At 73.3% G+C, this 24949-nt stretch carries 21 protein-coding genes; 12 read left to right on the top strand and 9 right to left on the bottom strand.

From position 1 onward, the window contains the following. The gene (locus tag ACF07V_RS17435) at positions 1-891 is read right to left on the bottom strand and encodes a terpene cyclase (RefSeq protein WP_392155012.1); all 891 of its coding nucleotides are present in this window, start codon (positions 889-891) and stop codon (positions 1-3) included. 434 nt (positions 892-1325) lie between these two features. Between ACF07V_RS17435 and ACF07V_RS17430 the strand changes: the two genes are divergently transcribed. Next, positions 1326-3740 carry an AAA family ATPase gene (locus tag ACF07V_RS17430; RefSeq protein WP_392155630.1) on the top strand — a complete coding sequence of 805 codons (2415 nt, stop codon included), beginning with the start codon at positions 1326-1328 and terminating at the stop codon, positions 3738-3740. A 203-nt stretch (positions 3741-3943) separates the two neighbouring features. Here the strand turns inward: ACF07V_RS17430 and ACF07V_RS17425 are convergent, their stop codons facing one another. After that, complete coding sequence (locus tag ACF07V_RS17425; protein ID WP_392155011.1) at positions 3944-4711, bottom strand: MerR family transcriptional regulator; 768 nt, start codon at positions 4709-4711, stop codon at positions 3944-3946. Positions 4712-4813: 102 nt separating this feature from the next. Then, the gene (locus ACF07V_RS17420; RefSeq protein WP_392155010.1) at positions 4814-5782 is read right to left on the bottom strand and encodes a DUF5937 family protein; all 969 of its coding nucleotides are present in this window, start codon (positions 5780-5782) and stop codon (positions 4814-4816) included. A 91-nt stretch (positions 5783-5873) separates the two neighbouring features. Between ACF07V_RS17420 and ACF07V_RS17415 the strand changes: the two genes are divergently transcribed. The 7 genes from ACF07V_RS17415 (at position 5874) to ACF07V_RS17385 (ending at position 13426) form a co-directional block, all read left to right on the top strand. Then, positions 5874-7223: an MFS transporter gene (locus ACF07V_RS17415; protein ID WP_392155009.1), complete on the top strand. Its 1350-nt coding sequence runs from the start codon at positions 5874-5876 to the stop codon at positions 7221-7223. Then, complete coding sequence (locus tag ACF07V_RS17410; RefSeq protein ID WP_392155008.1) at positions 7220-7894, top strand: GNAT family N-acetyltransferase; 675 nt, start codon at positions 7220-7222, stop codon at positions 7892-7894. Before ACF07V_RS17415 ends, ACF07V_RS17410 begins: the two co-directional genes overlap by 4 nt. Positions 7895-7935: 41 nt before the next feature. After that, a complete protein-coding gene (locus tag ACF07V_RS17405) occupies positions 7936-8343 on the top strand; it encodes a YciI family protein (protein ID WP_392155629.1) in 408 nt (135 codons plus the stop codon). Positions 8344-8351: 8 nt separating this feature from the next. Next, on the top strand, positions 8352-9497 hold the full coding sequence (locus ACF07V_RS17400; RefSeq protein ID WP_392155627.1) for an RNA polymerase sigma factor: 1146 nt from the start codon (positions 8352-8354) through the stop codon (positions 9495-9497). Between the two features lie 222 nt (positions 9498-9719). Continuing rightward, positions 9720-10919, top strand: a complete 1200-nt coding sequence (locus tag ACF07V_RS17395; RefSeq protein ID WP_392155006.1) for a S8 family serine peptidase — start codon at positions 9720-9722, stop codon at positions 10917-10919. Between the two features lie 273 nt (positions 10920-11192). Next, positions 11193-12824 (top strand): protein kinase, encoded by a 1632-nt coding sequence (locus tag ACF07V_RS17390; RefSeq protein WP_392155004.1) that lies wholly within the window; start codon positions 11193-11195, stop codon positions 12822-12824. Next, positions 12821-13426 (top strand): hypothetical protein, encoded by a 606-nt coding sequence (locus ACF07V_RS17385; protein ID WP_392155003.1) that lies wholly within the window; start codon positions 12821-12823, stop codon positions 13424-13426. The genes ACF07V_RS17390 and ACF07V_RS17385 overlap by 4 nt, the downstream gene beginning before the upstream one ends. On the opposite strand, the gene ACF07V_RS17380 is transcribed toward ACF07V_RS17385, so the two are convergent. From ACF07V_RS17380 to ACF07V_RS17370, 3 genes are read right to left on the bottom strand one after another with little or no spacing between them, the layout of a single operon-like run. Continuing rightward, positions 13407-14144, bottom strand: a complete 738-nt coding sequence (locus ACF07V_RS17380) for a Type 1 glutamine amidotransferase-like domain-containing protein (RefSeq protein WP_392155001.1) — start codon at positions 14142-14144, stop codon at positions 13407-13409. The two genes, ACF07V_RS17385 and ACF07V_RS17380, sit on opposite strands and share 20 nt — an antisense overlap. Then, positions 14141-15004 carry a hypothetical protein gene (locus tag ACF07V_RS17375; RefSeq protein WP_392154999.1) on the bottom strand — a complete coding sequence of 288 codons (864 nt, stop codon included), beginning with the start codon at positions 15002-15004 and terminating at the stop codon, positions 14141-14143. Before ACF07V_RS17375 ends, ACF07V_RS17380 begins: the two co-directional genes overlap by 4 nt. Before the next feature lie 54 nt (positions 15005-15058). Next, a complete protein-coding gene (locus tag ACF07V_RS17370) occupies positions 15059-16327 on the bottom strand; it encodes an MFS transporter (RefSeq protein ID WP_392154997.1) in 1269 nt (422 codons plus the stop codon). Between the two features lie 39 nt (positions 16328-16366). Between ACF07V_RS17370 and ACF07V_RS17365 the strand changes: the two genes are divergently transcribed. Next, positions 16367-16867 (top strand): MarR family winged helix-turn-helix transcriptional regulator, encoded by a 501-nt coding sequence (locus ACF07V_RS17365; RefSeq protein ID WP_392154996.1) that lies wholly within the window; start codon positions 16367-16369, stop codon positions 16865-16867. A 2-nt stretch (positions 16868-16869) separates the two neighbouring features. On the opposite strand, the gene ACF07V_RS17360 is transcribed toward ACF07V_RS17365, so the two are convergent. Beyond that, positions 16870-17544, bottom strand: coding sequence for a response regulator transcription factor (locus tag ACF07V_RS17360; protein ID WP_392154994.1), 675 nt, complete (start codon positions 17542-17544; stop codon positions 16870-16872). Further along, a complete protein-coding gene (locus tag ACF07V_RS17355; protein ID WP_392154992.1) occupies positions 17541-18686 on the bottom strand; it encodes a sensor histidine kinase in 1146 nt (381 codons plus the stop codon). The genes ACF07V_RS17360 and ACF07V_RS17355 overlap by 4 nt, the downstream gene beginning before the upstream one ends. A 158-nt stretch (positions 18687-18844) precedes the next feature. Here ACF07V_RS17355 and ACF07V_RS17350 point away from each other — a divergent pair, with 158 nt between their 5' ends. Beyond that, positions 18845-20386 carry a hypothetical protein gene (locus ACF07V_RS17350; RefSeq protein WP_392154991.1) on the top strand — a complete coding sequence of 514 codons (1542 nt, stop codon included), beginning with the start codon at positions 18845-18847 and terminating at the stop codon, positions 20384-20386. 267 nt (positions 20387-20653) lie between these two features. Further along, positions 20654-22264 carry a TROVE domain-containing protein gene (locus tag ACF07V_RS17345; protein ID WP_392154989.1) on the top strand — a complete coding sequence of 537 codons (1611 nt, stop codon included), beginning with the start codon at positions 20654-20656 and terminating at the stop codon, positions 22262-22264. 29 nt (positions 22265-22293) lie between these two features. Here the strand turns inward: ACF07V_RS17345 and ACF07V_RS17340 are convergent, their stop codons facing one another. Beyond that, positions 22294-23844 carry a serine hydrolase gene (locus ACF07V_RS17340; RefSeq protein ID WP_392154987.1) on the bottom strand — a complete coding sequence of 517 codons (1551 nt, stop codon included), beginning with the start codon at positions 23842-23844 and terminating at the stop codon, positions 22294-22296. A 138-nt stretch (positions 23845-23982) separates the two neighbouring features. Here ACF07V_RS17340 and ACF07V_RS17335 point away from each other — a divergent pair, with 138 nt between their 5' ends. Beyond that, positions 23983-24930, top strand: a complete 948-nt coding sequence (locus ACF07V_RS17335; RefSeq protein ID WP_392154986.1) for a nitrilase-related carbon-nitrogen hydrolase — start codon at positions 23983-23985, stop codon at positions 24928-24930. Positions 24931-24949: the final 19 nt, after the last annotated feature.

Raw genomic sequence — 24949 nt, 5'->3', positions numbered from 1 at the left:
TCAGTGGTCGTAGCGGCCGGTGTCGATCTCCCAGCGGTGATAGCCGGCGATCCAGGCGGCGAGACCGTCGACGTAACGGCGGGCAGCCTCGCGCGCGTCCGGCGTGAGGCCGAAGAGCGCGCAGATCTCCGGGACTTCGGAGGACAGCTCCACGAAGCGGTCGACCATCGCCTGGGCCTCGCGCATCACCTGCAGCGCCGCCTCGGCAGGGGTGCCGCCGCGTTCGTCGCGGACGATCATCACCATGTTGGCGACGTCCCCACGGGCGAGCTCCTGGGTGTACGAATGCACATCATTGGTGAACGACGGTATGTCCGCGGCCAGTTGACGCATCCGGCGGAGGGTCGGGTGGTGCAGCATCTCCTGCGGCAGTTCGAAGCCGTTGAGCCGCTCGACCATGTCGAAGAGGGTCTCCATGGCCGCCGTTCCCCGGCGCAGCGCCAGATAGCTCTCCCGGTCCGGGAGCCGCCCGGAGAGCCGGCCGGCGGCCTCTGCGGGGTGACAGGCGAAGTACCACTCCCAGTTGTACGCGGACCGCGCCCGCCACCGGTCGGACATACCGCGTGCGCTGCGCTCCCAGAGGTCCGCGAAGGCCTTCTCGACGGGGGTGCGGACCTCGGGGGCGGGACCCTTCCCGTACAGAAGGGCCGTCAGGCGGGTGCATATCTCGGCCACTTGCGCCGGTGCCCGACCGAGGTCCGAGTCGAAGCCGTCGTCGAAGAGGAAGTAGAAGCCGAGCAGGTCCGCGGCGAGGACGAGGTCGTCGGGGGCGGAATCCGGGCTGGTGAACGCGGCGAGGCGGGGCACGTCCCACTTCTCGTACGACGGCAGGGCCGTGGAGGCGGTGAGGCCCTCGTGATGGAGGAGCCAGTCCCGGTGGCGTGGCGCCACGGATGCCTGGTGCGGATTGGCGCGAGGCGGAAACGGCAGGTCGAGCGTGGTGGCGTTGGACACTGGCCCCCCAGGTTCTGATCCCGGGTGATCCCAAGACGCCCCCGGCGCGTTCGAAGAGTACTTGAATTGATCATCAACTGCCAGGAACGTCAAGCAGATCGCTTTCAAGCCAACGGAAGTGCCGGGTCCGGATGGGCCGGTGAGGGCGTCGAGACACGTGGGCGTCCGTGTCGGTCACGCGTTCCACCGTTCGTTGCGGCGGGTGGTTCGTCCCCCGTACGCGCCACTCGTGGCCGGGGGAGCGCGTTGGTGTTGCCGTGATGCCGGTGCAGTGACGGTTCTGCAACCGGGACCTGCGGGTTCTGTCTCGACTGCCGATCTTGGTGGGTCGACGGCGAGAGCGAAGATCTGGAGGGTGCGCGGTGCCGGAGATGTGGACGCGGGACGAGGGACGCGATGCCCGGTTCGTGGACTGCCTCCGGGACGGTCCCGCCCTGGTCGGACGCGACGAGGAGCTCGCCGCGCTCCGGGCCGCCCTGTCCGGGCACCGGATGGTCACCGTGACCGGCGCGGCCGGGACGGGGAAGAGCAGACTGGCGCTGGCCGCCGTAACGCCACCCCTCGACGGACCCTGGCGGACCGTGGTGCGGGTGCGATGGCACGACGGGATCCCCGTGGGACGCCGGGCGTTGACGGCGCGGGTCGCCCGGGCTCTCAGGGACGCGGGCCCGGCCTGGGATCCGGCGCGAACGGACCTCGCGGTGCCGGATCCTGGCGGGCCGGACGACGCGGTGCCGGGCCCCGCGGTGCCGGGCCCCGCGGTGCCGGGCCCCGCGGTGCCGGGGCCCGCGGTGCCGGGCCTCGCCGTGGCGGACCTCGGGGTGTCGGATCCTGGTGGGCTGGACGACGCGGTGCCGGGCCCCGCCGTGGCGGACCTCGCGGTGTCGGATCCTGGCGGGCCGGACGACGCGGTGCCGGGCCCCGCGGTGCCGGGCCTCGCCGTGGCGGACCTCGGGGTGCCGGATCCTGGTGGGCTGGACGACGCGGTGCCGGGCCCCGCCGTGGCGGAGCTCGGGGTGTCGGATCCTGCGGTGCCGGGCCTCGCCGTGCAGGACTCCGCAGCGTCGGGGCCCGCGGTGCCGGGGCGCGCTGTGCCGGACCCCGCGGTCTCGGACCTCACACGCTCGGACCTCACGGCCCCGGACCTCGTGCCGCCGCCCGGTGGTGTGCTGCTCCTCCTGGACGATGTCGATCCCGTCCACACCGAATGCGTCGGCCTGGTCCAGGCGTTGCTCATGGACCAGCCCGCCGTACGGGTCCTGGTGACCGCGCGGCGGCCGCTCGGGCTCGGCGACGAGAAGGTGATCAGACTGGCGCCGCTGCCGGTGGAGGCGGCACCGGGCCGGGCGGGTCCGTCGCCCGCCGCGGAGCTCCTGGTCTCCCTCGCCCGGGAGCGCGGCTGGAGCGAGGAGGCCGATCCGGCGGCCGTCGCCCGGGTCTGTGGCCTGCTCGAGGGCGTTCCCCTGGCCCTCGAACTGGCCGCGGGACGACTGGGGGAGTGGACGTTGGAGGAGCTGGCCGCGCACCTCGAAGGCGGCCAGTGCCGGCTGGCCGACCCGGCCCCGCTCCTGCTGCGGCACCGCACGCTGCGCACCTCCATCGGGGCCGTCCACGCCCTGTGCGAACCGGCACAGCGCAGTGTCTGGCGTCGGCTGAGCGTGTTCGCAGGCCCCTTCACGGAGGCGGCGGCGGTGTTCGTGTGCTTGGGCTCCGACCTCGCGCCGCACGAAGTGCCCCCCGCCCTGGCGATGCTGAGCGCCATGGGCGTGCTCCAGGCGCTGGGGGACGCGGGCGCGGTGTGCCCGCCCCGCTACCGCATGGCGCGGGCCGCCCGGGAGTTCGGTACGGAGAGGCTCGCGGCGTCGGGGGAAAGGCCGGTCACACGGGACCGGCACGCCGTCCACTTCCGTGGGGTGGCGGCTGTCGCCGAGTCCCTGTGGAACACCGGCCTTCAGCGCCAGGCGCTCCAGACCGTCCGCGACGAACACGACGACCTGATGGCCCTCGTGCACCGCGGAGGGGACGGGACCGGTCCCGCCGAGACGGCCCTGGAGACCGTGCTGCACCTGTGGTTCTGGTGGGCGGTCCACGGCCACGCCCGGGAAGGCAGCGACCACCTGCACGTCCTGCTGCCCCGGCTGCCCGCCGCCGGCCCGCTCGTGGCGCGGGGCCGATGGCTCTTGGCCTGGCTCAGCGCCGCGTGGGACCCGCGCACGGCGCACCACCTGCTGTCCCTCGCCTGGCCGGCGGCCGTGCTCGCCGGCGACGAGGCCCTCCTCGGCCGGATCGCCCATGTGCACGGGACGCTGGCGTGGCAGCGGCAGGACCCGGAGGCGGCTGCCGAGTACTACCGGCAGGCGGCGGACACCACGCCGAGCGGCGCCCCGGGAGGCCCGCCACCCAGCGTGAGTCTGGCCGCCCTGGCCGTGATCGAGGCCCACCGCACCCCCACGGCGGCGGCCCGCACCGCCTGCCGGGCCCTCGCGCAGCCGAGCTGCGCGAACGACGCCTGGGCCACGGCGCTCGCCCACTACGCCCGCGCCTTCGCCGACCACCGTGCCGGGCGCACGGGGCGCGCGCGGTACCGTGCCCGGCGCGCGCTCGTGGCCCTCGAAGCCCAGCTGGACGCCCCGCAGGCCCGCCGCGCCCTGCTTCTTCTCCTCGCCGCCCTGAACCTGGCCGCGACGGCGACCGGCGCGCCGACGCCGCATCCGCGCCCGCACCTCCCCGGGCCCCGGGACGGGGCGGAGAGCCCGCCGGCGACGGCCGGCCTGGCCCCGCGGTGACAGCACGCCGTCAACCAGGGTGCGTTCTGGGTGACAGCGCGCCATCATCCAGGGTGCGTGCTGGGTGACAGCGCGCCATCATCCAGGGTGAGGTCTGGGTGACAGCGCGCCATCATCCAGGGTGCGTTCTGGGTGACAGCACGCCGTCAACCAGGGTGCGTTCTGCATGACAGCGCGCCATCATCCAGAACGCACCCTCCGGTTCAGCCCAGCCCGGAGGTCGCGTACGCCTCGATGGCGTCCCGCTGGTACGCGGCGAGGCCCGGAGCGATCGCCTCGTACGCCGCGCGCCACTGCTCGTTCTCCACGCAGGAGCGCCCGAGGGCGCGGAACTCCTCGACCGAGACGGAGCCGCCCCGCAGTTCCGTCAGGGCCCGGTACTGGGCCTCCGTCTCGGCCTGTACGGGCTCGGCGGCGGCCGGCAGGCCGGCGGCCATCAGCTCGGCGAGCCGCACCATCTGCGCCGTGCGCTCGCGCTGCCCGGCCTCGATGTCCTGCGGAGTCATTTCGGTGACCCGGCGGGCGACCGCCTCGGAGTGCTCGGGGAAGTCGCGCAGACTCTCCTCGTACTGAGCAGGCCGGACGCCCTCGAAGAGGTTCTCGGGCCGGTTGATCGCGGTCATGGATGTGCCGTCCTTCCTGGACAGTTCCAGTTCGCCGATCGTGCGGGAGACGGTGGCGGCCAGCGCGTCGAGCCGGTCCCGCTCCGCGAGCAGCCGCCGGTGGTGGCCGCGCAGGGCCTCCACCTCGTCGACCTGCTCGGCGAGGATCCGGCCGATCTCGGGCAGCCCCACTCCCAGCGCCCGCAGGACGAGGATCTGCTGCAACCGCAAGAGCTGCTGCTCCCCGTAGTGGCGGTGGCCACTGGCGCCGATCCGGGCCGGTGGCAGCAGGCCGATCTCGTCGTAGTGCCGCAGGGTCCGGGCGGTCACGCCCGACATCCGGGCGACCTCCGCGATCGGCCAGTCCATTGCCGCCTCCCGCACGAGTGCGTCACGGGGCCGGTCTTTCCGGCCCTGGTCAGGACGGTAGAAGCTGCCGCAACGGTAACTTCAACCCTTCGGTCCGGGCCGTCACCGGCCCGCCCCCGCGACGAGTTCCTCCGCCACGCGCGTGCGTGCGTACAGCACGGCCCGCCCGGCCCGGTGGGCCGAGACGAGACCGGCCGCGCGCAGGGCGCCCAGGTGCTGGGACACCCCACCGGGAGTGAGGCCCGTGCGCCCGGCGAGTTCCGTCGTCGACGCCGGTGCGGTGAGCTCCGCGAGCAGGTGCGCGCGCGACCGGCCTAGGACCCCGGAGAGGGCCTGGGAGGCCGATTCGGGCGGGGCTTCCCACAGGGTGCCGATGCCGCGCGGGGGGTAGCGCAGGGCCGGCTGGTACAGGGGGTCCGTCGTCGAGAAGACGCGGGGCCAGACGAACGCCGACGGAACGAGGAGCAGCCCGCGCCCGTCCAGCCTGCGCACGCCGTGGGCGAAGCGGTGCTGGACGCTCAAGGTGCCCGAGTTCCAGGCCAGTCGGGGTTCGAGGTCCTCGAAGAGGGTCCGCGTCCCGCCCTCGGCGAAGCGGCGGGCCCGGTACTGGATGTCGGCCTCCAGGTGCGTCTGGATTCGCGGCCAGTACGGAGCCATCGCGAGCTCCCAGAACGCGGCGATGAGATCGGCGAGCCGCCCGAGCCCGCGCTCCGGATCGGCCCGCAGCGCGTCGACGCCGGGCTGTGCCTCGGGCGCGGAGGCCCGGATCCGCTCGGGCGGGGTGGCCAGCAGCGCGGCCAGCTCCACGGCGAGCGACGGGCCGGACGTGCTGGGCGGCGGACAGAGGAAACCGGGGATGGAGGGCGTGGGCACCGGCACCAGCGAGGTCAGCGGCGTCAGATCGAGCCGCGCGGCCGCGATCCGGGCGCGTACCTGCGCGGCCCAGCGGCGGTGCAGGGCCTGCTCGTCGGCTCCCAGGAGCACCCGTGCGCCGGCCACGACCTCCCAGAGCGGCGAGATGGCGAAGCGGGTGCGCGCGACGTCCTCGGCCGAGAACTCGATCTCCAGCACGGGTGCCCCTCCTGACGGTCCGGCGTTCCTTGGATTTACGTGAGGCTAAAACATTGGCCCCTGGCTGTGACAACGGGCCACCGTACAGGGCATGCCCACCTTCCTCCCCGCCTCGCGGCGCATGCGGTCTCCCCTGCGCTCGCAGCGCCCTCTCGACGCCCGGTCCCCGTGGCGTACGGGGGACTTCCGCGTCCTGTTCTCCGCCTCCGTCCTGTGCGCGCTCGGGACGAACGTCTCGGACGTAGCCCTCCCGCTGATCGCCGTCCTCGCACTCGACTCCGGGCCCGGCCAGGTCGGCCTGCTCGGCTTCCTGAGTACGGCGGCGTTCCTGCTCATCGGTCTTCCCGCGGGCGCGTGGGTCGACCGGATGCGGCATCGCACGGTCCTGATCGCGGCGGACCTGGTGCGCGCGGCGCTCCTCGCCTGGATCCCGCTGGCGTGGTGGGGCGACCTCCTGACCTTCGGAGGTCTGTGCGCGGTGGTGTTCCTGAGCGGGGTGGCCACGGTCCTCTTCGACGTCGCCGGACAGAGCGCGCTGCCCCGGCTCGTCGAGCCCGCGGCCCTCATCCCGGCGAACTCGGCCCTGGTGACGCTGGCGGCCGCCGGCAACGTGGCCGGGCGCGGAGCGGGCGGCGCGCTGGTGCAGCTCCTGGGCGCACCGCTCGCCGTGGTGTGCGCGGCGGTGGGCCACCTCGGGTCGGGGATCCAGCTGATGTGGATGGCACGCGAGGCCGCGCCCGTCACCCCCGTCGCACGGGTCGCCGGCCCGGGGCCGAACCTGCGCGCCCAGATCGCCGAGGGCCTGCGCCATGTCCTGCGCCATGCGGAACTCCGCGCCCTGGCGCTCACCGGCGCGGTGGGGAACCTCGGATCGGTCATGGTGAACACGATGCTCCCCCTGGTGTTCGCCCGTGAGCTGGGTCTGTCGGCGGGCGCGCTCGGTCTGTTCTGGGCGGTCGGAGGCGCCGGGATGTTCTTCGGTGCCCGCTGCGCCCGCCCGGTCGCCGACCGGTTCGGACACGGTCGGGGGCTGGTCCTGACCCACCTGTGCCTGGCCCCGGCGGGCCTCCTGGTGCCCCTGCTGGACCGGGGCGGGTGGCTGTGGGTCGCGGGCGCCGGATGGTTCGCTTGCTCCGTGCGGACGGGGACGGCCAACGTCCTCGGCGTGAGCCTCCGTCAGCGTCTGACCCCGGCCGGGCTGCTCGGCCGCATGAACGCCACCTTCCGGTTCCTTCTCACCGGCGCGATGGCCCTCGCCGCCGCGCTCGCCGGTGCCATCGGCGCGCACGCCTCGCCGCGCGCGGCCCTCTGGGTGGGAGGAGCCTTCCTCTGTCTGAGCTTCCTTCCGACGCTCCTCTCTCCGCTGCGCGGGCGCCGTGCCCTCCCGGTCGACGAAAAGCCCTGCGGGAGCGCTCCCAAGGTGGCAGGGTGCACCGGGTGACGACCGAACCGCACATCCGCCCGTACCGGCCCTCGGACCGCGCCGCGCTCGGCGACATCTGCGTCAGGACGGCGCACGACGGCGGGGACGCTTCGCTCCTGTACCCCGACCCCGAACTGCTGCCGTCGATCTTCGCCTACCCGTACGCGGACCTCGAACCCGACTTCGCCTTCGTCCTGGACGACGGTTCCGGCAGCGCCGTCGGCTACGTCCTGGGCGTTCCGGACACGGTCGCGTTCGCCCGACGGTTCCGCGCCGAGTGGCTGCCGGGGATGACGGGCCTGTACCCGCCTGTCACGGGAACGGCCCGCACTCCGGCCGAGGAGATGACCGGACTGCTGCACACGCCGGAACGGATGGTCCGCGAGGAACTCACCGGCTTCCCCGCCCACCTCCACATCGACCTGCTGCCCGCATGGCAGGGCCGGGGGTACGGCCGCGCCCTGATGTCGACCCTCCTGGAAGCCCTGCACCGCCACGGCGTCCCCGCCGTACACCTCTGCATGGCCCGGACGAACAGCCCGGCCCGGGCGTTCTACGACCGTCTCGGCTTCCGGCTGCTGCGTGTGGACGACCCCGGCCCGGTCTGGTACCTGGGCAGGTCGACGAAGCCGGAAGAAAGTTCCGGCGACGATGTCGAGAACCCGTGGGCCGCTCCGTCCCCGGTGTGAGAGCGACCAGAATGGGCCGCATCCGCACCGAGGAGAACACCATGGCCAAGTACCTGCTCCTGAAGCACTACCGCGGCGCCCCCGCACCGGTCAACGACGTCCCCATGGAGCACTGGACGCCGGAGGAGATCTCGGCCCACGTGCGGTACATGCAGGACTTCGCGGCCCGGCTGGAGAAGACCGGCGAGTACGTCGACGGGCAGGCGCTCTCGCCCGAGGGCACGTTCGTCCGGTACGACGGAGAGGGCCGCCCGCCGGTCACCGACGGCCCGTTCGCCGAGACCAAGGACCTCATCGCCGGCTGGATGGTGGTCGACGTCGACAGCCACGAGCGCGCCGTCGAGCTCGCCGGGGAGCTCTCGGCCGCCCCCGGGGCCGGCGGGAAGCCGATCCACGAGTGGCTGGAGCTGCGCCCGTTCCTGACCGAGCCGCCCACCATCACGGAGTGACCTCCTTCATGGACGAGGCCCTGCTCCGGAACCTCACACCCGCCGTCCTCGCCGTCCTCGTCCGCCGCGGAGCCGACTTCGCGGCGGCCGAGGACGCCGTCCAGGACGCCCTCGTCGAGGCGGTCCGCGTCTGGCCGGACGACCCTCCCCGCGACGCCAAGGGCTGGCTCGTCACCGTCGCCTGGCGCAAGTTCCTGGACGCGACCCGCGCGGACACCGCCCGCCGCCGTCGCGAGGACCGCGTCGACGAGGAGCCCGCGCCCGGACCCGCGCCCGCGGTGGACGACACGCTCCAGCTCTACTTCCTGTGCGCCCACCCCTCCCTGACGCCCTCGTCCGCGGTCGCGCTCACGCTGCGCGCCGTGGGAGGGCTGACCACCCGCCAGATCGCCCGCGCCTACCTGGTGCCCGAGGCGACCATGGCCCAGCGCATCAGCCGGGCCAAGCGCACGGTCTCCGGCGTCCCGCTCGACCGCCCCGGCGACGTCGCCACCGTGCTGCGCGTCCTCTACCTGGTCTTCAACGAGGGCTACTCCGGTGATGTCGACCTCGCCGCCGAGGCCATCCGGCTCACCCGGCAGCTCGCGGCCGCGATCGACCACCCCGAGGTGGCGGGGCTCCTCGCCCTCATGCTCCTCCACCACGCCCGCCGCGCCGCCCGGACCGCGCCCGACGGCAGCCTCGTGCCGCTCGCCGAGCAGGACCGCGGCCGATGGGACACCGCGGCGATCGCCGAGGGCGTCGAGATCCTGCAGACGGCGCTCGCCCGCGACCGCCTCGGCGAGTTCCAGGCGCAGGCCGCCATCGCGGCGCTCCACGCCGACGCGCCCACGGCGGAGGAGACCGACTGGGTGCAGATCGTCGAGTGGTACGACGAGCTCACCCGTCTGACCGACAGTCCGGTCGTCCGGCTCAACCGCGCGGTCGCCGTCGGCGAGGCCGACGGACCGCGCGCCGGCCTCGCGGCGCTGGGGGAGCTCGACGTCTCCCTGCCCCGGTACGTGGCCGTGGCGGCGTACCTCCACGAACGCGCCGGCGATCTCACGACGGCGGCGCGGCTGTACGCGGAGGCGGCGAAGAAGGCGACCGACGTCCTGGAACGCGACCATCTGACGCGCCGGGCCGCCCGCATCAACACCCACTTGGGTCACTGACTGCCCGTCCGTCGCGGAGCCCCGCCTCGAACGTGCCCATTTCACGGAGGAGTTCGCGACAGGACGTGTGCGACGTGGAGGCGGTGCGGAGGGCTTATTAAGAAAGCTTGTTGAATAACCCCTTACCCCTGGTTCGCACTTGATTTGCTCCTGCCAACCCGCACAGGGTTTCTCTCGAACGTTTGACGCCCCACACGTCAACACGAGGAGAGACCCTTTTTCATGGCAACTCACAAGCGATCCCGCGGACTTCGCAACGCGGCCATAGCCGCAGGAGTAGCAGGCGCCGCCACCGCGGCGCTGCTCGCGGGCAACTTCGCCGGTGCGGCCACCCCGGCCGAGGGCACCGTGCACGGACTCGGCGCCCCGGGCGCCGTCGCCGGCAGCTTCGTCGTCATCCTCGACGCATCCGCGAACAAGGCGGAGCTCGCGAAGAAGTACGGCGGCACCCTCCAGCGCTCCTACGGCTCCGAGGTCAACGGCTTCTCGGCATCGGGCCTGACCGTCGACGAGGCCAAGCGGCTCGCCGCCGACCCCGCCGTCGAGACGGTCGTGCAGAACAAGCGCTTCAGCATCAAGGAGACGCAGGAGAAGCCCCCGTCCTGGGGCCTGGACCGGATCGACCAGGCCGAGACGGCAGGCGACGACAAGTACACCTACCCGGACGGCGGGGGCGAGGGCGTCACCGCGTACGTCATCGACACCGGCGTACGGATCACCCACCAGGACTTCGGCGGCCGGGCCACCCACGGCTTCGACGCGGTGGACAACGACGACACGGCCGACGACGGCAACGGCCACGGCACCCACGTCGCGGGCACCATCGCCGGTACCTCCCACGGCGTGGCCAAGAAGGCGAAGATCGTCGCCGTGCGGGTGCTCGACGACAACGGCTCCGGCACCACCGAGCAGGTCGTGGCGGGCATCGACTGGGTGACGAAGAACCACTCCGGCCCCTCCGTCGCGAACATGAGCCTCGGCGGTGGCGCCGACGAGGCGCTCGACGCCGCGGTCCAGCGGGCCATCGCCTCCGGCGTGACCTTCGCGGTCGCGGCCGGCAACGAGTCCTCGGACGCGGGCCAGGGCTCCCCGGCCCGGGTGCCCGAGGCCCTCACCGTCGCGTCCAGCACCAAGGACGACGAGCAGTCGGACTTCTCGAACTTCGGTGCGGTGGTGGACCTCTACGCCCCCGGCTCGGAGATCACCTCGGACTGGAACGACAGCGACACCGGCGTCAAGACGATCTCCGGGACCTCCATGGCCACGCCGCATGTGACGGGTGCCGCGGCCCTCTACCTGGCCGCCCACCCGTCGGCGACACCCGCGGACACGGCCGCCGCGCTGACCGGGGCGGCGACACCGGACGCCATCAAGAACCCCTCGGCCGGCACGGCGAACAAGCTCCTGAAGGTGGCTCCGTAACCACACCGCACCACGCGGCACATCGGACGGCCCTCCACCACGGTGGGGGGCCGTCCCCCGTTGCGCGCCCGCCGCCCGCCGCCCGCCGCCCGCCGCCCGCCGCCCGCCGACCGCGCCCCCGGCGGCCGACCGCGACCCCGGCCCGGGCAGCCGCGGTCGGCAACCACGGCGGCGCACTTTCGCCGGGAACCGGCCGTGGCGAGAATCTGTCCCTGTGGAGGAAGGCTGGGCGGCCGCACCAAGGTCCCGCCACGGCGCCGAGGGGGTACGGGAATGAGCGCATGGGTGGTCCCGGGCTACGCCGAGTCCCGGGAGCTGGGCGCGGGCGGCAGCGGACGGGTGGTGCTGGCCGTCCATGAGGCGACCGGCCTGCCGGTGGCCGTGAAGTACCTCGGCGAACGGCTGCGTTCCGACGAGTCGTTCGTCCGTGGATTCCGTTCCGAGGCCCGGCTCCTCGGCACCCTCGACACGCCGTACGTCGTGGGGTTCTACGAGTACGTCGAGTCGCCGCGGGGCGCGGCCATCGTCATGGAGCTGGTCGACGGCGTCGCGCTGCGCGCCCTCCTCGCCCGGGAGGGCGCGACCGGCCCCGAGGCCGCGCTCGCGGTCCTCAAGGGCTCGCTCCTCGGCCTCGCCGCCGCCCACCGGGCGGGCGTCGTCCATCGCGACTACAAACCCGAGAACGTCCTCGTCGCCGCCGACGGGTCCTCCAAGCTCGTCGACTTCGGGATCGCGGCCGGACGGGACAGCAGCCCCGGCGTCGCCGGGACGCCCGCCTACATGGCACCCGAACAGTGGAACGGCGCACCCGCCTCGCCCGCGGCGGACGTCTACGCGGCGACCGCGACCTTCTTCGAGTGCCTGACCGGACGCAAGCCCTTCGCGGGCGACAACTTCGCCGAACTCGCCCTCCAGCACCTGGAGGCACCCGTCCCCGACGGACAGGCGCCGGAACCGCTGCGCCCGCTCATCCGCCGGGGTCTCGCCAAGGCCCCGCACGAACGGCCGGAGAACGCCGAGGCGTTCGTGAGCGAACTGGAGTCGGTGGCCACGGCCGCGTACGGACCGGACTGGGAGGAACGGGGCCGGGGCCGCCTGGCGGCCCTCGCGGCACTCCTGCCGCTGCTCTTCCCCTCCTCCGGCGGTACGGCCCAGGGCACGACGGCGCTCGCCACGACGACCCTGCCGACGCCTCCCGTGCGGCGCCTGCGCCGGTGGCTCCCGCACGGGCTGCCCGCGGGCGCGGCCGCCCTGGTCCTGGCGCTGCTGCTCGCGCTCGCCGCGCGGGCCGGGGGAGAGGAGCCGGACGGCGACCAGGCCGCGCAGGCCTTCGCCACGACGAGCACGTCACCGAGCCCGAGCACGAGTCCAGCGACCCCGAGTACGTCGCCGACGACCGAGGAGCCCACGGCCGCGCCGGAAACCCCCACGACATCACCACCGCCGACCTCGACAGCACCACCCACACCCACCACCACGGAACCGACACCCCCGCCCACCACCCCACCCACGACGCCCCCCACCACCCCACCCACGACTCCGCCCACCACCCCACCGACGACACCCCCGACGCAGCCGCCGGTCACGGTCACGTCCGTCTCCGTCACGAGCCTGCGCCAGACCGGGCCGACGACGGCCGAGGCCACCGTCGAGATCACGACGGACGGAACGGGCCCGGTGACACTCCTCGCCGAGTGGTTCACCAGCGACGAGAAGGACGTGCCGGGCACGCCGGACGGCACCGAGACCATCCGGCGAGAAGGCGCGGACCACTACACCCTGACGCTCCCGCACGTGGTCCAGGGCGGCGGCTGCTACTGGGGCGTGCGTGCGACGACGGACCCGGCCGCCGCGAACGGCGGCTCCCTCCAGCAGATCTTCATCAGGCGGTGTGTGATCACGTGAACGACGACGACTACAGCGCCACCGAACTGGGCAGCCACTGGTTCCAGGGCCCGACTCCGGACCCGACGCCCGACCGCGTGGAGGGCGAAGTCCTCCGCTTCGGCCCCGGGGTGACCGCGGCCGCGGCCCGGCGCGTCCAGAACACCCCCACGGCGGCCCAGATCTGGCACGGCACCCTGCCCGGCACTCCACCACCCCGCCGCCCCCGCTCCCGGTGGCCCCTCCGGTACGCGCCGGCGGCCGTGATCCTCCTCGCCGTTCTGGCACTGCTCGCGTGGCGCGAGTACGGCCCCCGGGTCTCGGTACGGGACGTCACGGTCACCGCCCCCGCGGGGACGCTCGGCTGCGACGGCACGGCGAACGTCCTGGCCGTCGTACGCACGGACGGCCGCCCGGGCACCCTCACGTACCACTGGGAACGCAGCGACGGCACCCGCTCCGCACCCCTGCGCGAAACCGTGCCCCGAGGCCAGAAGGAAGCCCGGCTCCACCTCCTGTGGACCTTCGAGGGCCGGGGCACCCACCGGGCCGTGGCACGCCTGGTGATCACGTCCCCCACCCCCCACAGGGCGGAGAGCACCTTCACGTACCGCTGCGCATGACTCCCAGCGGGCGACAGGACGGGGCCTGCTCCCTGGCTCCGCCGTTCCCGTCCGGCTCCACGCGGTACAACCGCGCATGCGGGACTCGGCGCACGGCATCGGTCAGCAGGCCATCCGTGAAGAGCGCGCCGACACCGTCCTCCACGGCCCACCCGGCGGCAAGCGCACCGCTCGCCACGGCCGCCCGATAGGACGCGCGTCGGCCGGGCTCGGTGTCGTAGTGGGGGCACACCGAGCCGCGCAGCAGGCCGAGCCCGTCGGAGAGATGAGTCAGCGGCCCGAAGGAGTCGGTGTGCGAGCCGTCGGCCCAGCAGTTGGCGCCGGCGCTGATCCCGCACAGCAGGGTCCCCCCGTCGTAGGCCTCGCGCAGCAGGCGGTCCACGCCGTGCACCCGCCACACCGCGAGCAGGTTCGCGGTATTGCCCCCGCCCACGTACACGACGTCCTGAGCGAGCAGGAAGGTCCGCAGGGCGTCGTCATCGAGTTCGCGCCGGAACAGGGGGAGGACGCTGGGTTCACAGCTGCGTGACCGGTACGCCGCCCGAAACTGCTCGACGTAGCCGGGGGCGTCACCACTGGCCGTGGGAACGAAGCAGACCTTCGGCCGGGCGACGCGCGCCTGACCGAGTACCCAGTCGTCGAGAAGCCCGTCACCGTCGGTGGAGAAGCCACCCCCGAGAAGAGCCAGCCGACGCCGGCCGCCTGAGTGCTGGTTCATGAGGTGGCGATCCGTTTCATCAGTGTCTCGGGCAGCGCCGGGTTCTCCGCTGCGGCCCGGGCGAGCGTCTCGTCCGGGCCGTGGACGTCTGCGGCGGGGTGCTCGGCGAGCCGGTCGAGGAAGCCGGTCGGGAGGTCGGTGCGGGCCGCGGACGTCGTGACCGGGAAGACCTCGGGCGCGTCCAGGAACGCGGCGAGTCCCGCCGGTGGCGCGGCCGGATGAGCGGCGGCCGCGAGTCGGACGCGTCGGACGCCGGGCGCGTGGTCGGGGCAGGCCGTTGCGCGTCGGTGGCACGCGCCGCAGCGGGTCGGGGCCGGGTGGCCACCGTCGGCGAGAAGGGCGGCGAGCACGGCAGCGGGCGCGTTCTCGTTGTCGGCGACGGCCACGCGTACGACCGTGCTGGAGTGGCGGGCGAGACCGGGGAGCAGTTCCGGCGGGAGGCGGGGGTTTCCGGCGGCGCCCGCCACGACCCTCGGGTCCGCGTCCTGGGCGAGGGCGGCGACGACCTCGCTCGGCGCGTCGAACTCGTGGGCGACCTCCTGCCGTACCCCGGCATCGGGATCCGTGGCGGCTTCCCACCAGACCGCGGGCGGAGCCACCCCGCCGACCACCGCGTCCAGTGCCCGTCCGGGATGGGCTTCGGGAATGTCGGACCACGGCATCCGCCCGGTCCGTACCAGATACGTGGTGACCGTCGGGTCGCCGGCGGCGAGCAGGGTTCCGGTCTGGGCACGGGTCAGCTGCTCGCGCGCGGCCAGTGCGTACAGGACGTCCTCGTCGCCGAGCGCCGCCGGCCGGGCGAACAGGTCGGCGGGCAGCGCCGGGTTCTCGGCCGGCCCCTGCAGCAGTGCGTCTCTCAACACGATCCCCTCGTCGGAGCCGATGGAACAGGAGGTGAGCCCCCTGAGTCCACCTCATATCGGGGACGTGCGAGCCCCGGTGATGTTCGTGTGGGCCGGGAGCGAGCGCTCCGCGCACAGCAGGATCGCCGCGCCGGTGAGGACGAGGAGGGCCAGCACCGTCCACAGGTGCCACGGTCCCGTGTCGAGCAGGAATCCCAGGAGCATCGGCGCGACGGTGCGGCAGACCGACCAGGACAGTTGGTGGACCGACAGGTAGCGGCCTCGGAGGTGGTCGGGGGCGGCCTGGACGGAGAGGCTCTGTGCGGGGGCGGAGTGGATGAGTTCGCCGGCGGTGTAGAGCGCGGCGACCGCCAGGACGGCGATCAGGGCGTCCGCGCCGTGGACCAGCCCGGGGAGGGCGGCGAAGGCGGCGAACGAGAGCGCGAAGGTGACCGCGCCGAGGGCGGCCGTGCGGGTGCGTCGGCCGCGCGAGGTCAGGCGGGCGGCGGGCACGCCGAGTGCGGCGACCAGAACGGTGTTGACCGCGAACACCGCCCCGGCCATGGCGTCCGGCATGGCGACGTCGCGGGTGAGGAAGACGGGCAGTGCCATGGCCTGGGTGGTGTAGCCGAAGGCGATGAGGAAGTTGGCCGTCGTGAGGAGGAGGTAGGGGCGGTCGGCGAGCACCTGGCGGTAACCGCCCCGCTCTTCCCGGTGCTTGGTGGTGCCGCGGACCTGGGGGATCCGGGCGACCAGGACGGCGGCGACGGCGAAGACCGCGGCCAGGACCTCGGCGGCGACGATGAAGCCGGTGGTGCCGTTCCACGCGAGCATGCCGGCCGCCGCCAGGCTGCCGCAGCCCATTCCGGCGTTGCGCAGGCTGCGGTCCCAGGCCAGGAGCCGGTCGCGCTCGGCGCCCTGCGCGAGGTCGCCGATGAGCGACTGCTGGCTCGGTGAGGACGCCCACATCCCGACCGCCACCACCAGGGCGATCGTCAGGAAGGCGGGGTAGGAGTCGGCGAACGGGTAGGCGGCGAAGCCGATCGCCCGCAGAGCGAGCACGGCGATGAGCACGCGCCGGCCGCCGAAGCGGTCGATGAGGATGCCCGCGGCGGGCATGAAGGCCAGTGCGCTGAGCCCGGCGATCGTGAGCCCCGTCCCGATCGAGGTGAGGGACAGGCCGGTGAGTCCGTGGATGAACAGCATGGTCAGCGGCACGTACATGCCGTCGCCCATGGAGGTGGCCAGGCTTGAGGCGATGAGTCGGCGGCGCGCGGGGGAGGAGCTGACGGAGGGGTGGACGGGGGGTGCGGCGGCCTCGGGCACGCGAGTATCTTCCACGGAAGATAATTTATCATCCGTGGAAGATAAGGTGAAGAGATGCAGCCCGACGCCATCGCAGCCATCGTCGACCAGTGGAAACGAGAGCGCCCCGATCTGGATGCCTCCCCGATGCTCGTCATCGGCCGCCTCTTCCGGCTCACGCAGATGCTCGATCAGCAGCTGCGCCCGCCCTTCGCCGACGCGGGCCTGGGCAGCGGGGACTTCGACCTGCTCGCCGCGCTCCGGCGGACCGGCGCGCCCTACGCCCTGTCCGCGGGCGAGCTGAGCCGCACCGTCCTCGTCACCACCGGCGCCATCACCAAGCGCGTCGACCGGCTCGAAGCCCGCGGTCTGGTCGCCAGGACCGTCGACGAGGCCGATTCGCGCGGGCGCCTCATCACCCTCACCCCCGAGGGCGTCGCTCTCACCGACGAACTCATCGCCGTCCACCTGGACAACCAGCGTCGGCTCCTCGCCGGGCTCGACGGGGACGAGCGGGAGCAACTCGCGGATCTGCTGGCGCGGCTCACCGTCACACAGCCGACCAGCGAGGAGTGAGCTCAGCCGTCCGGAGCGTCGTCGGCGATGCGGTAGCCCACCCCGGTCGTCGTCGTGATGACCGGCGGGCTGCCCAGCTTCCGGCGCAGGCGGCCGACGGTGACCGTCACCGTGTTGGTGAACGGATCGGCGTTCTCGTCCCACACCTGCTCCAGCAGGTCCTCCGCGCTCAGGAACCCCGGACTGGCGTGCAGGAGCGCCTCCAGGACGGCGAACTCCTTGACCGAGAGGGCGAGCGGGCGGCCGTCCCGGACGGCGGTGCGGCGTACCGGGTCGAGTTCGAGACCGGCGGCGCGCAGTGTCCGGGCGCGGGCGGCCGGCCTGCGGCGGGCCAGGGCCCGGACGCGCAGGACCAGTTCGGGGAAGTGGAACGGCTTGGCGAGGTAGTCGTCGGCGCCGAGCGTGAGCCCGCTGACCCGGTCGCCCGGCGCCCCGGCCGCGGTCAGCATCAGCACCATCGGACGGTCGTCCCGCCCGGTGATCATCTGGCAGAGCGCATCACCGTGGATGCCGGGCAGATCCCGGTCGAGGACCACGACCTCGTACGCGTTCACATCGAGCTTGGCGGCGGCCGCGAGGCCGTCGTGCGCGAGGTCGACGGCCATCCCCTGATCCCGCAGCCCCTCGGCGACGACCTCGGCCAGCGACCGCGCGTCCTCCACGACCAGAACCCTCATGCCCGCACCCCCGTTCGCACCGCCTCATTCTCCGGGGCGGCCGCCGGCAGCGTCACCGCGACGCGCAGACCACCCTCCGGACGGGCCAGGAGTACCAGGCTTCCGCCGTGCGCGGCGACGATCGCGGCCACGATCGACAGGCCGAGGCCCGTACTCGCCTCCGATCCGGTACGGGTGGCGCCGAGCCGTTCGAACGGCTTACCCAACAGGTCGACTTCGGCCTGGTCAAGGACGCGTCCGCCGGTCTCGACGACCAGCCGCGTCCCGGAGCCGTCGCCGCCGGCGGTGACCCGGATCCAGCCGCTCTCCTCGTTGTGCGCGATCGCGTTGTCGACGAGGTTCTGCACCATCCGGGACAGCAACGCCGCGCTGCCCCGCGTCCAGGCAGCCGGCCGTACGTCGGCGTCGACCGCCAGCGCCTTCGCGGCGACGTCGGGGCCGCGGGCCTCCAGCGCCTCCCGCGCCAGCCCGCCCAGCGAGACGAGGGTGCGGTCGGTGAAGCCGCCGTGCTGGGCGCGGGCGAGAAGGAGGAAGCCGTCCAGCAGATGGTCCACGCGGTCCAGCTCGGTGCGCACCCGTCCGGCGAGCGCGAGGGTCTGGGCCGCGGGCTCCGGTTTGGCGACGGCCACGTCCAGCGACGCCCGGATCGTCGCCAGCGGGGTCCGCAGCTCGTGCGAGGCGTTGCCGACGAAGCGGCGCTGCGCGACGAACGAGGCCTCCAGCCGTTCGAGGAGACCGTCGACGGTGTCGGCGAGCTCCTTGACCTCGTCGTCGGGACCGGTCACGGCGAGCCGCTCGTGCAGGTTCTCCGCGGAGATCCGCCGGGTCGCCGCCGTGATGAGCCGCAGCGGGCGCAGCACCCGCCGGGCCAGGAGGCGGCCGAGCAGCAGGGAGAGGCCCGCCGTCACCGCCAGCGCGAGGAGCGAGGCGACGAGCAGCCGGTGTTCCTGCTGGGCGTGCACCTCCGCGAGCTGCCGCTGCAGCCCCCGGATCTGCTCCTGTGCGGCGGCGAGGTCGGAGGAGCCGCTCGGAGGGGGCTCGGGGACGTTTCCCGGCGCGGGCTTGGACTGCCGGACGCCGGACATCACGTAGATCAGGACGAGCAGCACGATCCCGGAGCCGAGGAACCCCGCGGCGTACAAGATCGTGAAGCGTCGTCCGACAGTCCCGCCCCGCAGCATGCCCGTGCTCCTCTTCCCGCGTGTGTCCGGCCGGACCTCAGCATGCCCCGCCGCACCTAACAGCGAGGTGACAGACGCGGTTCGGACCACGTCAGGGCGACCTCCGTAGAACTGTTGTCATGTCTTCGACCCACGCGACACTCCACGCGGTCCGCCGCGAGTGGACCGGCTTCCGGCGTCCCGCCCGGCTGATCGCCATGGCGACCGCCGCGCTGGCCGTCATCGTCCTCGGCCTGCTCTACGCCTTCGGCAACCACGCGTCCTGCGACGGTCCGTGCCCCGCCGACCCGACCGGGCCGGACGGCTCCCTCGTCAACGACCAGTTCTCCTTCATGCACCAGGACCTGGGCGAGAACGGCAGCATCACCGTCCGGATGACGTCCATGACCGGCACGATCACCTACCCGCCGCCGCACCACGACAAGCTCGTCCCCGGCCTCGTGCCGTGGGCGAAGGCCGGGATCATCATCAAGGACGGTGTCCGCCAGGGAGCCTCGTACGCCGCGCTGATGGTCACCGGCAGCCACGGCGTGCGCATGCAGTACGACTACCGCCACGACATCGCGGGCAGCGCCGTCAGCGGCGGCGGGGTCTCCGCCCAGGCACCGCGCTGGCTGCGGCTGACCCGGTCGGGCGACACCGTCACCGGCCACGAGTCCGCCGACGGCGAACGGTGGGAGGAGGTCGGGACGGTACGGCTGCCGGGGCTCCCCGACACCATGCAGGTCGGCCTGTTCGCCACCTCTCCCGGCGACCTGACCCTGGTGCGCGCCGGCCTCGGCGCCGCCACGGAACAGGTGCGCTGGACCCAGGCCGGCGGCGTCTTCGACCACGTCGGCCTCAAGGGCACGGCCGCGGCCGCCCGCTGGAACAGCGACACCGTCGGCGAGGCCAACCGGACCGACTGGGAGAAGTACTTCACGGCCTCCGGCGCGGTGGAGAAGAACGGGACGATCACCGTCACCGGATCCGGCGACATCGGTCCTTCGGGCGCCGAGGACGGCGCACGGCCCGTCGAGCGCACCCTCGTGGGCCTGGCCCTCGCCCTGCTGATCGTGCTCGTGGTCGCGGTGCGGTTCGCCACGTCCGCGTACCGCCGCGAAGCCGCGGGCGGCGCTCCGGTCACCCGCGCGGAACTGGGGGCGAAGGCGATCGTCGTCGCCGGAGTCACCCTCGTGACCGGACTCCTCGCCATCGGCATCGTGATGCCCGTCGGCGTGACGATCCTGAAGGGCAACGGCATCCCCGTCCTCGGCGTGTCCGTGCTCACCGGAGTGCGGGTCGTCCTCGGCACGGCCGCCGCCCTCGCCCTCGCCGCCGTGCTCGCCCTCGCGGTCGGCGCCCTGCTGCGCCGCGCCCGGGTGGCGATTCCCGTCGCCGTCCTGGCGATCGCGGTCCCGTACGTGGTGACCTCGTTCCCGCTGCTCGCCGACGGCCTGTCACAGTGGCTCCTGCGCCTCACCCCGGCCGCCGGGTTCGCCGTCCAGCAGTCCCTCGTCGCCCACCCGCAGGTGGTCGCCCACTACGCGCCCTCCACCGGCTACTTCCCCCTTCCCTGGTGGGCCGGAGTAGGTGTCCTGGGCGTGTACACGGTGATTCTGCTGGGCCTCGCCCTGAGGCGACTGCCCGGGAGCGGCGAGCGGAGCCCGGACCCGCGTTAATCGTTGGCGCGCGGGCCGCTGGGGCTTGTACGTTGGCTTCGCGACCGCGCCTCCCGATGCGCCCGGCTGCGGCTACTTCCTTCCGAAACCAAAGTGACGCCGCCGCCTCTTCTGATCTCGGCAGGCGCGGGCGTGTTCGCCCCCGTAGGGCAAGGTGCCCCGGGGGCCCGCCCCGCCGGACGTCGTGCCCGGGGCCGTCCGATCCTTTGAATCCGGGGGGATTCACTGCCTCGTCACACCCCACGTGTCTCCAAGATGTGGTCCGACATGCTCGTCGCCCCACACGTCCTGGCGGCCGCCCGCGCCATGCCCGCGTCACCACCACGGATCCACCACCCGCCCCTCGGGCCTGGGTTCCGGACCTACCCCGGCGGTCCGGCCTTCGTCCGGGAGCCCCGCGACGAGCTGTTCCTCCTCGCCGTCGGCAACTTCGTCTCCCAGGGCACGTTCTACGAGAGCGGCGAGGACCGGGACGCGCGGTACGTCCGGCTCGTCGGCGAACTCGCCGTCGAGGACCCCGCGTGGACGGCCGGCCTGCTGCGCTGGCTGCGGGGCGAGGGCAACATGCGCACGGCGTCCCTGGTGGGCGCCGCCGCGTACGTACGGGCCCGGCTCGAGGCCGGAGCGACCGAAGGCCCGTCCAACCGGTCCGTGATCGACTCCGTGCTCCAGCGCGCCGACGAGCCCGGCGAGCTGCTCGCCCACTGGATCTCGGCGTACGGGCGGAAGGTGCCGCAGCCCGTGAAGCGGGGCCTCGCCGACGGCGTACGCCGGCTGTACACGTCCCGGTCCCTGCTCAAGTACGACACGGCGTCCAGGGCCTTCCGCTTCGGCGACGTCCTCAACCTCGTGCATGCCACCCCCGACCCGGACAAGCCCTGGCAGGGCGCGCTCTTCCGGCACGCACTGGATCGCCGCCACCACCCCGAGCGGGCGGTTCCGCCGGCCTCCGACCCGCTGCTGACCGCCCACCGGGCGCTCCTCGGAACGGCGGCGGACGAACGGCGGCCGCTGGTGACCGCGCCGGGCGGCTCCGAACGGCTCGCCGCGGCCGGCATGACGTGGGAGGCCGTGGCGGGCTGGCTCCACGGGCCGATGGACGCCGCCGTCTGGGAGGCCCTGATCCCCACGATGGGGCCGATGGCACTCCTGCGGAACCTCCGGAACTTCGACGAGGCCGGGGTCTCGGACGAGGTCGCGGCCCAGGTCGCCGGACGCCTCTCGGACCCCGTGGAGGTCGCCCGGTCCCGCCAGTTCCCCTTCCGCTACCTGGCCGCCCATCAGCACGCGCCGTCGCCGCGCTGGGCGGCCCCGCTGGAATCGGCGCTCGGCCACTCCCTGGCCAACGTGCCGACCCTGCCCGGCCGGACCCTGATCCTCGTGGACCGGTCCGACTCCATGTTCTGGGACACCGTCTCCGAGCGGTCCAAGCTGACCCGTGCCGACGCGGCCGCCGTGTTCGGCACCGCGCTGGCCATGCGGGCCGAGCAGGCGGACCTGGTGGAGTTCGGCTGGGGGAGCGCGGCAGTGCCGTACGCGAAGGGCGAGCCGGTCCTCGAGGTGCTGAAACGCTTCCGCGGTATGGGGGGCACCTACACCGCGAAGGCGGTACGGAAGCACTACCGGGGCCACGACCGGGTCCTGATCGTCACCGACGAACAGACCGCCCCGTACGAGCCCGCCGTGCCGGCCGAAACGGTCCCGGCCGACATCCCCGTCTACACCTGGAACCTGGCGGGATACCAGCCGGCCCACGGCCCCACGGGCCCCCACCGACACACCTTCGGCGGCCTCACGGACGCCGCGTTCCGCATGGTCGGCCTCATCGAGGCGGGCCGCGGCGCATCCTGGCCGTGGACACCGCCCGAGGTCACCTAGGGCCCCGGCGGATCAGGGCCCGACAGGCCCTACGAGCCGCCGGTACGGGTGAACGTGCCCAGGCCCTCGTGGTTCAAGTACTCGACGGTGAACGACTTTCCGTCCGGGGCGAAGGTGACGCCCGTGAGGCCCACGGCGTTCTCGCCGGCCGTCGGGAAGCTGAACGTGTCGCCGTCGTAGTGCGTGAGCCGGTACGTCTGGGGCTTCGGGCCCAGTTGGAGCATCAGGGTGCCGTCCGTGCCCGCCACGACCTTCGCACTCCCGTAGTAGGCGTTCCCGAACGTGCCCGCGTACGTGTCGGCGGCCTGTGCGGGCGCGGCGCCGGACGGCGGGTGGGCGTAGTCGGTCCTCGACCGGAGGGCGTCCGTCTGCTGCTGGTACACCGAGTCCACGAGCGGGATCCAGTCACGGCTGACCTTGCCGGTCTGCGCGATGTCGAAGAAGGCGAGCGCGACGGCGTCGGCGACGCCGACCGGTGAGGCATTGGTCAGGACGACGATGCCGAGCTGCTCGCCGGGCAGCATCGTCACGTTGGTGTGCGCTCCCAGCTCGAACCCTCCGGTGTGCGAGAGCCTGAGCCGGCCCTCGTCGTCGTAACTCACGTTCCAGCCCAGGCCGTAGAAGCCGGTCCGGCCGGCCGGGGCGTGCGGCGGGTTCGAGACCGACTCGGGCCAGTGGGTGCGCTCCAGGGCGTCGGCGTCGATGATCTGCCTGCCGTCCAGCTTGCCGTTGGCGAGCTGAAGCTTCAGCCACGTCGACATGTCACGGGCGGTGGAGCTGACTCCGCCGGCGGGCGACTGGGCGTCCGGATCCCGCACGTACTCCGCCTTCCAGACGCCGTCCACCTTGGCATGGCCCCAGGCCCGGTCCGTGGCCTTCGCGAAGTCGTCGAAGCGAGAACTGGTGGAGTTCATGCCGGCCGGCTTGTAGAGCGTGTCGTCGGAGAGCTTCTCCCAGGACACGCCCTTCTCGTTGGCGACCGCCTGAGCGGCGGCCGTGAGGCCGAAGTTGGTGTACGCGTAGCTGGCACGGAAGGGGGTGAGCGGCTCGTACCGCAGATGGGACAGGATGTACGCGCGGTCGTAGCCGAGGTCTTCGAGCAGGTCACCCGCGTGGTCGGGGAGGCCGCTGCGGTGCGCGAACAGGTCGGCGGCCGTCACATGGGAGGTGACCCACGGGTCTTTGAGCGCGAAGCCCGGCAGGTTCGGGGAGACCGGCTCGGCCCAGCCGTCGACGCCGATGGCGCCGGCCATCACGGTGGAGGCGACCGGCTTCGACACGGAGGCCAGCTGGAACACGGTGTCGGCATCGACGGCGGCACTCTCGCCGACCTTCCGTACGCCGTACCCCTTCAGGTGGATCACCTTGCCGTCGTGGACGACGCCGACGGCCACGCCCGGCACGCCGGTGCGTTTCATGGCGTCCTTGACGACTCCGTCGAGCTGGTCGACGGCGCGCTGCACATCTGCGTCGTCGAGCTGGGGCGGGGGTTGCGGGGGAGGCGGCGTGGGGCTGGGTGCTGCGGCGCCTATAAGCGCCGCCGCCAGTCCTGCCGCGGCAAGCCATCGAACGGTGCTCATCACTCCATTCAAGGTCCTCCTCCGGCGTCTGTCGCGCGCTGCCGAACCCCCAGGTCCTGTCCGGCCGTGCGCGTCAGCAGGCCCGAGCCCCGTCGTGGCGTGCTTGCCGATCAGCGGCGGTGTTCCTAGCGTCGGAGCATGACTCCGACCTCTGCCGAGCCCCGCCGCACCGTGACCGTCGCCGTCGCCCAGGCCGCGGCCCCGCTCTTCGACACTCCGGCCGCGGTGGCCCGGGCCGAGGAACTCGTCCGCGAGGCCGCCGCCCGGGGCGCCGAAGTCGTCGTCCTCCCCGAGGCGTTCATCGGCGGCTACCCCAAGGGCCTCGACTTCGGCATCACGGTCGGCAGCCGCAGCCCCGCGGGCCGTGACCTCTTCCGCCGCTACCATGCCGCCGCCGTCGAGATCCCCGGCCCGGAGACCGAGACGCTCGCCGCCGTCACCAGGGAACTCGGCTGCCACGCCGTGATCGGCGCGGTCGAACGCCAGGGCGGCACCCTGTACTGCGTCGCGCTCTTCTTCGGCCCCGACGGCTACCTCGGCCTTCACCGCAAGCTCATGCCCACCGCCGCCGAACGCTTCCTGTGGGGCCAGGGAGACGGTTCCACCCTGCCCGTCGTCGACACCGGCGCCGCCCGCCTCGGTGCGGCCATCTGCTGGGAGAACTACATGCCGCTCCTGCGCACCGCGATGTACGCCAAGGGCGTCGACCTGTGGTGCGCGCCGACCGTCGACGACCGCGACGCCTGGCAGGCCACCATGCGGCACATCGCCCTGGAGGGCCGCTGCTTCGTCCTCGCCGCCTGCCAGTACCTGCGCCGCGACGGCCTGCCGGACGACCTCCACCCCGTCCAGGGCGACGAGCCCGGCACCGTACTGATCGGCGGCGGCTCCGTCATCGTCTCCCCGCTGGGCGAGGTCCTCGCCGGGCCGCTGCGCGACGGCGAGGGCATCCTGACCGCCGACCTCGACCTCGACGAGCTCGCGCGCGCCCGTTTCGACCTCGACACCACCGGCCACTACGCCCGCCCCGACGTCTTCACCCTCCACGTCGACGAGACCGCCCGCACCACCGTGACCAGCGGGTAGGGGGCGCGGCGCGCCCGAC

This window comes from Streptomyces sp. NPDC015661 (genome assembly GCF_043077765.1).
Classification (GTDB): Bacteria; Actinomycetota; Actinomycetes; order Streptomycetales; family Streptomycetaceae; genus Streptomyces.
Note: the sequence above shows the minus strand (reverse complement) of the source record. Positions and strands in the feature narration are given on the sequence as shown.